Source organism: Plantactinospora mayteni, from assembly GCF_016862935.1.
Taxonomy (GTDB): domain Bacteria; phylum Actinomycetota; class Actinomycetes; order Mycobacteriales; family Micromonosporaceae; genus Plantactinospora; species Plantactinospora mayteni.
This window is the reverse complement of record NZ_BONX01000012.1, coordinates 39,624-53,250: the sequence shown is the minus strand read 5'-3', so window position 1 is coordinate 53,250 and position 13,627 is coordinate 39,624. Positions and strand designations below refer to the sequence as shown.

Sequence of the window (13,627 nt, the reverse complement as noted above, 5' to 3'; positions counted from 1 at the left end):
ACGGCGATCCGCCGTGATAGCGATATGCGATGGCGGATCCTGACACGGTCGAGGGGGCCGCGCTGGCCCGGGTGCTGCGCCAGGCCGGCGGCGCCGAAATCCTGAACACCCTGGGCGTACGGCTGTCCGGTTCGGATCTGGTCACGCTGCTGCTGGCCGCGTTCCGGACCCGGGCGGGCTTCCTGAGCCCGGCCGACGTACTGCGCCGGTACACGGAGAACCGTTTCGTCGCACCGGCCCAGGCCGGGTTCCGCCGGCTGCGCCGGGCCGAGGACCTGCTGCTCTCCGCCGTACCGGAGCGGTACGAACTGCTTACCCTCGCCCCGGTCGCACCGCTGGGCACCCACTCCGTGGTCGCCGGGGTGAACCAGAACAACGTGCTCGCCACGGTCCGGGGCAGTGAGGTGGCGGCCGATCCGACCAACGGGCTGGCGCTGGAGGCGGCGGTCCGGCGCCGGGAACTGCTCGCCCGGAACGGCCGGTCGGCCCCGCCGGTGCGACTGGCGACCCTGCAACGGGTGATCCGGGCCCAGCGGTTCGCCGGGGCGGGCCGGTTCGCCCACTTCAGCCTCCTCGCCCTGGTCACCGCCGGCCGGGACACCGGGAGTCTGGCGTTTGAGCGGCGCAGTTGTGGCGAGCAGTTGCGGATCCTCTGCGCGGCGCTGGAGTCGGCCGGGGTGCCGACGATCGAGGTCGCCCTGACCGTGCTGGACCCGGCGGCGGTACCGATCGCCGAGGCGGCCCGGGCCGCCCTGGCCGACCACCCGAAGATCCTGGTACGCGACGACCCGGACCGCTCCCGCGGCCGGGGCTACTACACCGGATGGTGCTTCAAGATCAGCGCGGTACTAGACGGCGAGCGGGTCGAACTCGGCGACGGCGGCTTCGTCGACTGGACCCGCCGGTTGCTCGGCAACCGCAAGGAGCGGCTGCTGACCAGCGCGATCAGTGTCGACCGGCTGGCCCTGTTCCTCGACCCGCCCGCCCCGCCACCGGAGGAGTGAGCGGGCGGCGTTGTCCGGCGTCGGGCCGCCGGCCGGGAGGTGCTGCCCGGGCGTTTGCCGCTCACGCGCTCGTCGTCGGGCGATGTGTCGTTCCCATCGCGCCCATGGCCCGATCACGGGTTTACACCCGCTCGGCGTGCCGGGCTCGGTGCTGCTGGGCCGGAGTCAGGCCGCCGGCCCGGCCGTGGGCCAGGTGCGCCCGGGTCGGCCCGTTCCACCCGTCATACCGGCCCGCATTGCGGGAGACGGGGAGATCGATCCACGGACGCTGCGGCTGCTCCGGCGGCGAGGGCGGGGGTGGTGGCGGCGGGGGTGGCGCGTCCTCGTGCCCGGCCCGTGCCTGCCGCGCGATCCTGGCGTCAACCGTGGCGACCCGAACCGCCCGCCGGAACTCGGCGCCCGTCCGGGACGCACTCTCGGCGTCGGCACCCGCCGATCGTGTGCTTCTACTACCCCGCTGGGGGTAGTAGAAGCACACGCCGGGATCCGAGTCGGGGCAGATCCACCGGTGTCCACACCAGCAATACCGCCAGAGGCGCCACCAAACTCGGCGATGGCCGAGTCTGGTCCCTCGTGCCTGTCTCATTCTTTTGCCCTCCCGTTCCGGTAAACAACAGGGAAAGGGGGCGGTGCTCGTGTCCCGTACGAGCGACCGCCCCCGTTGACGGAAAGATGACCCACCATCGGGGCGGATCTTGCGGCCACGCCCCCGGCATGTTGAAGCGGGCCGCTGTAATGGCTTTCCGTCTGCCCTCCACCCTGGACCGTGAGGTTGCGATATCGGAAGATGAACCCGATGGCCGCCCAATGATGGTGACAACACCTGCCGACCACCCGAGGTGATAATCGTGAATGACCAACCGGCATCGCTTCCGGCCCGCATCCGAGAGCTGCGCACCCAGCGCAAACTGTCTCAAGATCGGCTGGCCGCCGCGATCGGCGTGTCAAAGTCCTCGGTGCAGAACTTCGAGTCGGGGAAGCTGATACCGCAGGAAGGCACGGCGCAACGCCTTGACGAGGTGTTCGGCACCGGCAGCGAAATTCAAGGGCTGGCAAAGACGGCACACGAAGACCTGCGCCCGTGGCTACGCCCATGGGTTGAGCACGAGCGCCGCGCGCTGTTGCTGCGGTCCTGGGCACCGCTATTGATCCCGTCCCCGCTACAGCGTGAGCCGTACATGCGAGAGATGTTCGCGGGAGTTCCGGCGAACGTGGGGAGAGTGGAGGATCTTGTCGCGGACCGGGCAGCCCGGCAGGCAGCCGTTCTGGACCGCGACCCGCCGGCGACGATTTCCTGCATCATCGCGGAATTCGCGCTTCGGCGAGGTCCGCACGAGGTCATGAAAGATCAGCTCGGATACCTCGCCGACATTGGACACAAGCCATCCGTGACGGTGCGTGTGCTGCCGGATGCCGCCGGAGGGTTGCACGCTGGTCTAGGCGGTCCGATCTCGCTGGCAACCCTGAGAGACGGCAAGCGGATCTCATACCTTGACGATCAGTTGCAGGGCAAGGTAGCGACCTCAGCGGGGGACGTGGGCGAGCTAGAGCTATCCTGGGAGTCGATCAACGGCTTGGCGATGGCGGCCGACCTGAGCAGAGACCTGATTCTGGAGGTGCTGAATGAACACAAGTGACGCCCCGGCCTGGCGGAAGTCCGTGCGTTCCGGCGGCCATTCAAACTGTGTCGAGGTTGCCGACAACCTTCCCGGCCGAGTGCTGGTCCGGGACACCAAGGACCGGGACGGCGGAACGCTGACCTTCGGCCCGGCCGCCTGGCGGGCGTTCGTCAGCCTGACGAAGACGCACGCCTGACACAGGTACCGACGAACCAGCCACCGGGGCCAGCCACAGCCGGCCCCGGAACGACGCAAAGCCCTCGGCCCGGGGTAGGTAGATCCGGGTCCGGGGGCTTCGTCATCTCGGAGGTCGCCGCCAAGAGGGCGGCCCGGCCTCTGACCCGGCAACCGACACCGCTTCGGCATCCGACCCGCACCGGCCCACCCCGAAGAGCCGTCAGACCGGGCGGCCCGACTGGGCCTGGCCGCCTCGTAGCGCCCACGATGTGGAACAACCCTCAAGATTCTCGGCGACTTAGGGTTCGTGGCGGACCATAACTCTCCAAGAATCTTGAGACTTGGTGTGTTGCCGGCGCCTTGGTGGTCCGGGGGTGGCGTCGGATCCACCGCCGGTTTCTGAACGTGTTGGGGCCTGCCGCGAGGGGGCAGTTCGGCTGCCCGATTCGGCAACCGATACCGCTCCGGCGCCCGACCCGCACCGGCCCACCCCGAAGAGCCGTCAGAGCGGGTTGACGGTGGTGAGTCGCTGGGTGGCGCGGGAGAGTGCTACGTAGAGGGTGCGTACCCCGGCGGCTGAGTCCGCCCGGATCTCGGTCGGGCCGACCAGCACGACGCCGTCGTACTCCAGGCCCTTGGCCTGCATGGTGTCGACCACCTGGAGGCGCGGGTCGGGGGCCGACTCCAGCCAGCCGGCGACCTCGGCCCGCCGGGTGACCGCGCTGATCACCCCGACCGTCCCCTCGACCTCGGCGAGCAGCTTCGCCGCCGCCTCCCGGACCGCGTCCGACAGCTCGGCGGCCGGCACCACCAGCTCGACCGGGAGTACCCCGGTGGCCCGGACCGCGACCGGCAGCGGCAGGTCGGGGGAGACCTCGCGGATCACCCGGGCCGCCGCCGCGAAGATCTCCGCCGAGTTGCGGTAGTTGGTGGTGAGGGTGAACTCGTGCCGGGGACGTCGACCGAGCGCCTTGTCCTGGGCCCGGTCCAGCTCCGCCGGGTCGCCGGTCCAGGCGGTCTGGGCCGGGTCGCCGACCACGGTCCAGGAGGCGAGCCGCCCCCGCCGGCCCAGCATCCGCCACTGCATCGGGGAGACGTCCTGGGACTCGTCGACCACCACGTGGGCGTACTCGCGGTAGTCGGTCGGCCGCTCGGCGGCGGCGTCCCGGCCGGTGCGGGCCGAGCGCTGCCGGTCCGCGTACGTGGTCACCTCGCGGACCCCGCCGGCCAACTGGTACGGGTCACGCCGCCGCTTCGCCGGTCGGGGCGGCCGGCCCAGCAGGTGGTCGAGTTCGTCGAGCAGTGCCACGTCGGCGACGCTCGGCCCCGCACCGCCCAGCGTCCGGTACGCCTCGGCGAGCAGCCGGATCTCGGCCCGGGACAGGATCCCGGTGGCGTACCGGCGCAGCCGCTCCGGATCGGCCAGCCAGGGCAGTACGTGCCGGGGGTGCAGCCGGGGCCACCAGGCGCGCAGGAAGTCCCGGAACTCGGGGCGCTCGGCGATGTCGTCCTCGAAGGTCCGCTGGTCGGGCAGCCGGCCCACCCGTAGCTCCTGGGCCTGTGCCCAGAGCGCGGCGAAGATGCCGTCGAAGCCGGCCCGGCGTACCTCGTTGCGGCGGGCACCCGGCGGCAGCGCCCGGGTCCGGATCCGCTCCAGTTCGGCGCCGGAGAGCCGGAGCAGTTCGCCCCGGTAGAACAGCCGCAGTTCGGTGGGGGCGTCCGGGACCTGGTCCCGGACCGCCCGCTCCAGTACCCGGCGCATTCGCAGCGAGCCCTTGACGGCGGCCACGGCTGGCGGGTCGGTGCGGGTCGCCTCGATTCCCTCGAAGAGCGAGCCGAGCGAGTGCAGGGTGGCGGCGTTCTCACCGAGTGAGGGGAGCACCGAGGCGATGTAGTCGACGAAGACGGCGGACGGGCCCACCACCAGTACCCCGCCGCCGGCGAACCGGTTGCGGTCGGAATAGAGCAGGTAGGCGGCCCGGTGCAGGGCCACCGCCGTCTTGCCGGTGCCCGGACCGCCGGAGACCACGGTCACCCCGCCGGCGGGGGAGCGGATCGCCTCGTCCTGTTCCCGCTGGATGGTGGCGACGATGTCGCGCATCTCCCGGCCGGTGGTCCGGGACAGGGCGGCGAGCATGGCGCCGTCGCCGACCACCCGCATCCCGTTCGGCGCCGCCGCCGGGTCGAGCAGGTCGTCCGAGATCCTGGTCACTCGCTCGCCGCTGGAGCTGATCACCCGTCGGCGTACGACGCCCTGCGGCTCCGCCGCGGTGGCCTGGTAGAACGCGGCGGCGGCCGGTGCCCGCCAGTCGATCACCAGCGGCTCGGCGTGCTCGCCGCGTACGCCGAGCCGGCCCACGTGCAGCACCTGCCCGGTACGCAGGTCCAGCCGGCCGAAGACCAGTCCCTCGTGTTCGGCGTCCAGGGTGTGCCGGCGCCGGGCGGCGTGGAAGACCATCGCGTCCCGTTCCACCAGCGCGCCGAAGTTGCCGACCCGGGCCAGTTGGTAGCCCTCCCGCTCGGCCAGCACGGCGGAGTGCCGCAACTGCGCCAGCCGGGCGTAGACCCGGTCCAGGTGGCGCTGTTCGGCCTCGATCTCCTGCCGCAGAGTGGTGTGGTCGGTCAACGCGTCTGCTCCCGGAGGTCGATCTGCGGCGACGCCCCCGTCTGGCACCCGAGGTCCGGACGGCCGCGCGCCGAATTTCCAGGAAGCGAGGGTACGCCGTGCCCGCCCGCCCCGACCCGGCCACGCCTGTGCGGCGGCGGGTCGATCCGGCTCAGGGGCATGGTGCGCCGCGCCGGGCGCCGACCCCTCTGGGCTGCTCGAGGTGGGTCCCGGCCCGCCTCGCCCGGCCGGTGGCCGTCGCCGTGGCCGCCGCCTTCCGGGTGATCTTCGCCTTCCGGGTGATCTTCGTCGCCGGGCCGGGGCGGTCTCCCGTCCGTCGGAGCGGTCCGACCCGGTCGACGACCGAGTGCAGGGCGGCGGTGACCTCCTCGGGGCGCTCCAGCATCAGCAATGTGGCCGGCGCCGGGGCAGACGGTCAGCTCGGCCGAGGGGAGCGCCGCGCTGATCGACAGGGTGCAGGGCGGTGGGGTGAGCCGGTCGCGGTCGCCGACCAGGGCCGCCACCGGCAGGTCGCCGAGGGTGGCGAGCGTCTCCAGCCGCCGCTGGGCCCCGATGGAGGGCCGGAACCCGCCGATCGAGACGAGCCCGGCCCGGGCCACCGCCGAGGTGGTGAGCCGGATGTCGGCCGGCTCGCAGGCGTCGCCGAAGAGAAGCCAGCGCAGGGTCGGGCGGAGCGCGTACAGCAGGGGTGGCGGGGTACGCCAGCCGCCGCACCGGGCCAGCAGTCCGGCACAGGTGGTCTCGGCGATCCGGATCAGCCGGGCCAGCGGGGCCGGTACGCCGTACCCGGTGTGCGTGTGGCCCTCGGCGGTGGTGGCCACCAGGACGACTCCGGCGACCCGGCGGGCGAAGTCGGCGGGGTGCCGGTGGGCGTACTCCAGCACCGTCATCCCGCCCATCGAGTGCCCGACCAGCACCACCGGCCCGGTCGGCGCCACCTGGGCGAGTACCTCGGCCAGGTCGTCGCCGAGCTGGGCGAGGGTGGACGAGCGCAGCGTGGTCGGGCCGGACCGGCCGTGCCCCCGCGCGTCGTAACTGACCACCCGGACGCCGTCGCCGTACGCCTCCCGCAGCGCGCTCACCTGCCGGTGCCAGGTACGCCCGTCCAGGGTCCAGCCGTGCAGCAGCACCACGGTACGCGGGGCGCTGTCCGCACCCGAGACGTCGACGTGCAGCCGCATGCCGTCGGACAGCCCTACGCCGTCGGACAGCCGTACGCCGTCGGACAGCCGTACGCCGTCGGACAGCCGTACGCCGTCGGGCAGGCGTACCGGAACCGGGGCGGGCATGGTCACCTCCGCGTCGAGCCGGGGTAGCCGTACCCACGGATGGTGGGCGCTCCGGCCAGGGTGGCGCCGACGGGTCGGGCCGGCGCGGCGCCGACGTCCACGAACTGCCGGAACGCGTCGCTGGAACGGGGGATACCCGCCCGTCGTCCCGGCGAATCATCGGCTCGGGTGGGCGGGCCGGCGGGGATCGGTGCGGAACGTCCCGCGCAGACGTGAACGCCCCGACGCGAGACGATCCGTCGGGGCGTTACGGGTTGTGGAGCTGAGTGTGCCGGTGGGTGGGCTCAGGCCTCGAAGACGCCGGCCTCGACCAGCCGCTTCTCGGTGGTGTCCCAGCCGTCGGCCGGGTGGGTGGCGGCCAGGTTGTTCAGCTCGGCCCGGATCTTGACGGCGTGGCCGGCACCGGCCAGCGTCCGGATCTCCTCGACGAACGCCTCGGAGTCGGTACGCAGGTGCGAGGTCTTGCCGTTGGTCAGGTTCCGCACGTAGGCGTGCTTGCCGCCGTTGAGCGGGATGAGGTACTTGAACTCACCGAGCACGCTCAGGGCGCCACCCTGGCCTGCCTGGCCGGCACGGACGGATGCGCGCGCGGTCTTGGAGGTGTTGCTCGCCACGGGGGTACTCCTTGAAGACGTACGGGAGGACTGGAAAGTCCGAGGGGACGGCCTTGGCGGCAGACGCCGCCGGGCAAATTTTACACGACACCGGCGATGGCCGGACGGCTACCGCCGCTGACGTGCGGTCCAACTACCGTCACCGGTACGGGTATTCCCCCGGGGCAGTTTCGTGAATCCCTGGCGTACCATCCGTCACAAGCGTCATCATGTGTTCCAGCAATCGCACGGGAGATCAGCCCGCCGAGGTCGAGGTCGTAGGGGAAGACGCACCTCGCTCTCCGGGAGGTCACCGTGCCAACGCGTGGCGTCGTTTACGTCCACTCGACCCCACTCGCCGTGTGCCAGCACGTCGAGTGGGCGATCGCGCGCGTCCTTACCGCGCCGGTCACCCTGCACTGGACGGCCCAGCCGGTCGATCCGAGCGCCCGTCGGGCGGAGTGCGGGTGGTCCGGCCGGCCTGGGACCGGCGCGGAACTGGCGGCTGCCCTGAGACAGTGGCCCATGATCCGTTTCGAGGTCACCGAGGAGCCGAGTCCCGGCGTCGACGGTGAGCGGTTCATGTACGTGCCCGGCCGGGGGCTCTTCCGGGCCACCGCCGGAGCGGCCGGCGACATCCAGCTCGGCGAGGATCGGCTGCGGTCGATCATGGCGTCGGCCCGGGCGCCGGAGGCGCTCGCGCACGCGCTCGACAAGGCGATGGGCACGGCCTGGGACGCCGAACTGGAGCCGTACCGGTACGCCGGGGACGGTGCCCCGGTCACCCTGCTCACCCAGGTCGGTTGAACGGTCGCCGGGTCCGCTGGTCGGCGGCCGTCCGCTCGGCCCGGGGGGCCTTGGTCAAGTTGCCTGGGTGGTGACGGGCTGGTGGGATAGCGGGCGTGTCGACTCCCCTCCGGCGCGCTCTCGTCGTGCTTCCCCTCGTCACCGCCTTGATCGTCTCCGGCTGCGCCGGCTCGCGGGAGCCGGCGCCCCCCGGGGCCGGGTCGCCCTCGGCGACCGGCGCCGCCCCGGCGCCGACCCCGGACCCGGCGGCCCGGGCCGCCCAGCTCGTCGGCACCCTCGCCGACGAGGACCTGGTCGGCCAGGTGCTGATGCCGTACGCCTACGGCAACTCGGCGACGAAGGTGTCGGGCGGCTCGGCGGCCGGCAACCGGAAGCTGGCCGGAGTGGAGACCCCGGCCGAGATGATCGCGAAGTACCGGCTGGGCGGGCTGATCCTGGTCGGCTTCTCCGCCGACGACCCGACCAGCGACACCAACCCGACCACCAACGTCGACAACCCGGCCCAGGTACGCGAGCTGACCGCCGGACTACAGGACGCGGCCGGGAAACTGCCGGCCGGTGCCGCCCCGGCGCTGATCGGCATCGACCAGGAGTTCGGCGTGGTCACCCGGATCTCCGACGGGGTGACCAACCTGCCCAGCCCGATGGCCTTCGGCGCGGCCGGTGACCCGTCGATCACCGAGTCGGCCTGGCGGGCCGCCGGCACCGAACTCGCCGCGCTCGGCGTCAACGTCGACTTCGCGCCCAGCGCCGACGTACTCGACGCGAACAGCAAGGTGATCGGCTCCCGCTCGTACGGGTCGGATCCGAAGGCGGCCGGGGCGCAGGTCGGCGGCGCCGTACGCGGATTGCAGGGCGCGGGCGTCGCGGCCACCCTCAAGCACTTCCCCGGGCACGGGCAGACCGCCGCCGACTCGCACAAGGGGCTGCCGGTGGTGACCGCCGACCGGAAGAAGCTGGAGGCCACCGCCCTGCCACCGTTCTCGGCCGGGATCGCCGCCGGGGCCTGGCTGGTGATGGCCGGGCACCTCGACGTGCGGGCGGTCGACCCGGAGGTGCCGGCCACCTTCTCCCGCAAGCTCCTCACCGACGTGCTCCGCGGGCAGCTCGGCTTCACCGGCGTGCTGGTCACGGACGCGATGGACATGGCGGCGGTGGCGAAGCAGCCGCCCGGGACGACCGCCGTCCGGGCCCTGAACGCCGGCAACGACCTGGTGCTGATGCCGCCGAACGTGACCGAGGCGTACGACGGGGTGCTGGCCGCGCTGCGGGACGGCTCGCTGCCCCGGGCCCGGCTGGTGGAGGCGGTGACCCGGGTGCTGACGCTGAAGTTCCGGCTGGCCGAGCACCCGAGGCCGGAGATGGGCACGCTGAACAGCGCCGGCCACCAGGAGGCCGCCCGCCTGGCGTCGACGTCGGCGATCACCCTGCTGCGCGGTAGCTGCGCCGGGCCGCTGGTGACCGGGCCGGTGACGGTGACCGCGGCGAGCGGCCGGGAGCGGAGTCGGGACCGGCTCAGCCAGGCGCTGAGCGCCGCCGGGGTCAAGGTCGTCCCGTCCGGCGGGGCCGTGGTGCACCTCGTCGGGTACGACGACACCGCCGCCGACCTGCGCGCCGACGCGGCCGTGACGGTGGCGACGGACACCCCGTACCTGCTCGGCCGGGCCAAGTCCAAGGTGCTGCTGGCGACGTACTCGTCGAACTCGGCCTCGTTGACCGCGCTCGCCGAGGTACTGGCCGGAAAGGCCCGGCCGACCGGGCGGTCCCCGGTGCCGGTGGGCGGCCTGCCCCGGACGAGCTGCTCCTGACCGACCGCCGAGCCCGGGCCGTGGTCGATGGTGAGCCCGGGCCGCTGGTGAGATCGGTCACTGGGCTGGCTGGTAGCGTTCGGCTGTCCGGTGATCTGGAGACTGGGGGTGTACGGGCGGTGACGAGCCGGGAGCCGACCCTGTCCGTGGTCGTACCGATCTACAACGAGGAGAGTGTCCTCCCGTTGCTGGTCGAACGGCTGCGGCCGGTGCTCGACGGGCTCGGCGAGCCGTACGAGGTGGTCGCGGTCGACGACGGCAGCAGCGACGCCACCCCGGCGATCCTGGTCGGGATGCGTCGCGGCTGGCCCGAACTGCGGGTCGTCCGGCTGCGCCGGAACAGCGGTCACCAGGCGGCGCTGATCGCCGGCCTGTTCCGGGCCCGGGGCGCCTACGTCGCCAGCATCGACGCCGACCTCCAGGACCCGCCGGAGATACTGGTCGAGATGCTGCGGCTGGCCCGTGCCGAGAGCCTGGACATCGTCTACGGGGTACGCGGCGACCGCTCCACCGACACCTGGTTCAAGCGCTCCACCGCGGGCCTCTACTACCGGCTGGTGCGCCGGCTCGTCGGCAACGCCGTACCGGCCCAGGCGGGTGACTTCCGGCTGCTCAGCCGGGCCACCATCGAGGCACTGCGCGGGCTGCCCGAACGTCGCCCGGTGCTCCGGCTGGTGGTGCCCTGGCTGGGCTTCCCCAGCGGCGAGGTGAGCTACATCCGCGAGGCGCGGGCGGCGGGCAGCACCAAATACTCGCTGTCCCGGATGTTCCGGCTGGCCACCGACAGCATCACCAGCTTCTCCGGGGCGCCACTGCGGGCGGCGACCTGGCTCGGTGCCGGTGGCATGCTGCTCTGCCTGGTCATGGTGGTCTTCGCGGTCGTGATGTACCTCCGCGACTCGACCGTTGCCGGCTGGGCCTCGCTCTACGTCGCGGTGCTCTTCCTCGGCGCCGTCCAGTTGCTCTGCCTCGGGCTGCTCGGCGAGTACATCGCCCGGATCTACGCGGCGGTGCAGGGCCGACCGGCCTACTTCGTCGGCTCCGACACCGCCAACCCGGCCGAGGAGCCGGCCCTGCGGGTCGAGGAGCCGGACCTGGTGGCCGAGGCACTGACAGGTACACCGGCCGACCCGACCGGTACCCCGGCCGACGCCGCCCCGGACGTGCCGGCGAGCCGGGATCACCGCCCCGCCGCACCGGAGGTCCCGGAGAGCCGCAGTCACCGTCCCGCCGCGCCGGACGCGCCGGAGAGCGGCGACCGCACCCCGACGGCGCCGGCCGCCCGGGAGGCCGTCGAACAGCACTCGGCGACGCCGGCCGAACGGGATGCGGCGACGCCGGCCGAACAGCACTCGGCGACGCCGGCCGAACGGGATCCCGGAGACGCGGCCAGCCGTAACGGTGGCGCGCGGGTGGTCCGGTGACCGCTACCGAAGCGGCGGTGGCGGACTCCTCCGCTCCGGCCGCGCCGCCGCGTGCGCCCGCGCTGCTCCGCTGGGCGCCGCTGCTGGCCGGCGCCGGCTACTTCGCCGCGGTGCTGCTGGCCGCCGACACCGACCCCGCCGACATCGTCCGGTACGCCGGCTACCTGCTGCTGGCGCTGATCCTGCCCGGCACCCTGGTCTACCGGGCGCTGCGCCGCCGGCCGCACACCCTGGTCGAGGACGTGGCGATGGGCGCCGCCGTCGGGCTGGTGCTGGAGCTGCCCGCCTGGGCGCTGTACGCCTGGCTCGGCCTCGCCGGCTGGCTCTGGACCTGGCCGGCGGCGATCGTCGGGCTCTTCCTGGCGGTGCCCCGGCTGCGCCGGCACTGGCTGGTCCGGGACTACCGGCCCACCCCGGTCGGCTGGTCGTGGTCGGTGGCCGGCGCGGTGGCGTTCTTCACCACCTATCTCTCCAGCACCTTCCTGGAACGCAACCCGATCCTGCCCACCTCCGAGGAGACCCACCAATACCTCGACCTCGCCTACCAGCTCTCGCTGGCCGGGGAGGCGAAGCACCAGTTCCCGATCCACCTGCCCCAGGTCGCCGCCGAACCGCTCGACTACCACTGGTTCGGCTACGTGCACATGGCCGCGACCAGCCTGATCGGCGGGATCGACCTGCCGGTGGTGGCGCTGCGGCTGACCATCCCGGCGCTGTGCGCGGCGGCGATCGTACTCACCGCCGTGCTGGGCTGGCGGGTCAGCGGGCGCCCGGCGGTCGGGGCGATCGCCGCGGTGCTCTTCTTCGTGGTCGGCGAGACCAACTTCACCGACCCGGTGACGATGCCGTTCGGCACCCAGGCGTCGTTCGTGATCTGGCACGGCATGTCGATGATCTATAGCTGGGTGCTGCTGATCGCGCTGATCGCCGTACTCGCCGACGTGGTGGACCGGCGTCCGGACCGGCCGGTGGCGGCGATCGGCCGGGGCGCGTTTGTACTCGCCCCGCTGCTGATGCTCGCCTCCAGCGGGGCGAAGGCCAGCTCGTTGCCGGTGGTCGGGCTGGCGCTGGCGGTCACCGCGGTCGCGCTGCTGATCGCCACCCGACGGATCCCCTGGGCGGTGGTCGGGGCGGGACTGGCCACCGCCGCCGCGCAACTCTTCGCCACCGCCGTGCTCTACCGGTTCAAGTCGTACGGGTTGGCGGTCGATCCGTGGGCGAGCAGCCTGGAGCCGTACTGGACGCCGCCGCCGGGCGGTTGGCCCAGCGTGCTGGCGGTGCTCGCCGTGTTCGCCGCCTTCGTGGTGAACATGCAGCTCCGGGTGGTGGGCATGCTGCCGCTGCTCTGGCTGCGCCGGGGCCGGCTCGAACCGGTGCAGTGGTTCCTGCTCGGCGGCGCGCTGGCCGGACCGGCGCTCTACCTGCTGCTGCGCCAGCCCGGCGGAGGGAACCAGTACTTCACCCGGGCCGGCTTCGCCTTCGCAGTGGTGATCTCCGCCTGGGGTTATGTGCTGGTCGCCGAGCGGGCCCGGTTGACCCGGCGCTCCGGCACGGTACTCGGGCTCGGCGCGCTCGGCCTGGCCGCCGTGCTGGTCGCGCTCCAGTTCCGGTACGCCGAGCCGGCCACCGGGGAGACCATGTTCGACTGGCTGCGGCCACTGCTCTGGTGGTCGGCCGGTCTCGCCGTGCTGGCGGTGATCGCCGCCGGGATCTGGCTGCCGGCCAGCCTCGGCATCGCCGCGCTGCACAAGCGGGGCGCGATCGCCCTGCTCACCGCCGTCCTGGTGGTCGGGGCACCCGGCCTGCTGATGGACATGCGCAAGTCGGAACGCTCCCCGAACGGCGGCGCGTACGCCAACATCGCGCTGCCGAAGAGCCGGGTCGACGCCGCCCGGTGGGCCCGGGACCACAGCCAACCCGGCGACGTACTCGCGACCAACGTGCACTGCCTGGCGGTGGTGAACGGCTGGTGCGACGCCCGCTCGTTCTGGCTCAGCGCGTACGCCGAACGCCGGGTACTGGTCGAGGGCTGGGGGTTCGCGCCCCGGGTGGCGTCGTCGGGGGCGTACACCCCGTTCTGGGACCAGGAGCTGTTGCGGCGCAACGACGAGGCGTTCAGCGCGCCGACCGAGGCCGGGCTGCGGGAGCTGCGGGACCGGCACGCCGTACGTTGGCTGGTGGTGGACCGGTCGGTGGGTACGGAGTCCCCGGAGTTGGGCCGGCTGGCCCGGCTGCGCTACGAGAACGGCCGGATGGCGGTCTACCAGCTCTCCTGAGCCG

General features: G+C 72.9%; 9 protein-coding genes and 1 pseudogene. 7 read left to right on the top strand and 3 right to left on the bottom strand.

Going from position 1 to position 13,627, the window contains the following annotated elements; all coding sequences use genetic code 11:
• The first annotated feature begins 29 nt into the window (after positions 1–29).
• From Pma05_RS11290 to Pma05_RS11280, 3 genes are all read left to right on the top strand, one after another.
• Positions 30–1,004, top strand: a complete 975-nt coding sequence (locus tag Pma05_RS11290) for a hypothetical protein (protein ID WP_203857303.1) — start codon at positions 30–32, stop codon at positions 1,002–1,004.
• 848 nt (positions 1,005–1,852) lie between these two features.
• Complete coding sequence (locus Pma05_RS11285; RefSeq protein WP_203857302.1) at positions 1,853–2,641, top strand: helix-turn-helix domain-containing protein; 789 nt, start codon at positions 1,853–1,855, stop codon at positions 2,639–2,641.
• Positions 2,628–2,819, top strand: a complete 192-nt coding sequence (locus Pma05_RS11280; protein WP_203857301.1) for a DUF397 domain-containing protein — start codon at positions 2,628–2,630, stop codon at positions 2,817–2,819. Before Pma05_RS11285 ends, Pma05_RS11280 begins: the two co-directional genes overlap by 14 nt.
• A gap of 483 nt (positions 2,820–3,302) precedes the next feature.
• Here Pma05_RS11280 and Pma05_RS11275 read toward each other — a convergent pair whose 3' ends face one another.
• The 3 genes and pseudogenes from Pma05_RS11275 to Pma05_RS11265 all read right to left on the bottom strand — a co-directional run bounded on the left by Pma05_RS11275 (position 3,303) and on the right by Pma05_RS11265 (position 7,329).
• The gene (locus Pma05_RS11275; protein WP_203857300.1) at positions 3,303–5,426 is read right to left on the bottom strand and encodes a HelD family protein; all 2,124 of its coding nucleotides are present in this window, start codon (positions 5,424–5,426) and stop codon (positions 3,303–3,305) included.
• Positions 5,427–5,754: 328 nt separating this feature from the next.
• Positions 5,755–6,607, bottom strand: a pseudogene (locus tag Pma05_RS11270) (alpha/beta fold hydrolase); the annotation flags it as partial.
• Between the two features lie 392 nt (positions 6,608–6,999).
• Positions 7,000–7,329, bottom strand: coding sequence for a hypothetical protein (locus Pma05_RS11265; RefSeq protein ID WP_203857299.1), 330 nt, complete (start codon positions 7,327–7,329; stop codon positions 7,000–7,002).
• Between the two features lie 294 nt (positions 7,330–7,623).
• Between Pma05_RS11265 and Pma05_RS11260 the strand changes: the two genes are divergently transcribed.
• The 4 genes from Pma05_RS11260 to Pma05_RS11245 all read left to right on the top strand — a co-directional run bounded on the left by Pma05_RS11260 (position 7,624) and on the right by Pma05_RS11245 (position 13,623).
• Positions 7,624–8,115, top strand: coding sequence for a DUF3145 domain-containing protein (locus tag Pma05_RS11260; RefSeq protein WP_203857298.1), 492 nt, complete (start codon positions 7,624–7,626; stop codon positions 8,113–8,115).
• 95 nt (positions 8,116–8,210) lie between these two features.
• Positions 8,211–9,923 (top strand): glycoside hydrolase family 3 protein, encoded by a 1,713-nt coding sequence (locus Pma05_RS11255; RefSeq protein ID WP_203857297.1) that lies wholly within the window; start codon positions 8,211–8,213, stop codon positions 9,921–9,923.
• A 119-nt stretch (positions 9,924–10,042) separates the two neighbouring features.
• Positions 10,043–11,347: a glycosyltransferase family 2 protein gene (locus Pma05_RS11250; protein ID WP_239312186.1), complete on the top strand. Its 1,305-nt coding sequence runs from the start codon at positions 10,043–10,045 to the stop codon at positions 11,345–11,347.
• Positions 11,344–13,623 (top strand): hypothetical protein, encoded by a 2,280-nt coding sequence (locus Pma05_RS11245; protein ID WP_203857296.1) that lies wholly within the window; start codon positions 11,344–11,346, stop codon positions 13,621–13,623. The genes Pma05_RS11250 and Pma05_RS11245 overlap by 4 nt, the downstream gene beginning before the upstream one ends.
• Positions 13,624–13,627 lie beyond the last annotated feature (4 nt).

What these genes read in the sequence shown, in the direction of transcription:
- Pma05_RS11280 (WP_203857301.1), top strand. Translation starts at nt 2,628, where the DNA reads ATGAACACAAGTGACGCCCCGGCCTGGCGGAAGTCCGTGCGTTCCGGC.
- Pma05_RS11290 (WP_203857303.1), top strand. Translation starts at nt 30, where the DNA reads ATGGCGGATCCTGACACGGTCGAGGGGGCCGCGCTGGCCCGGGTGCTG.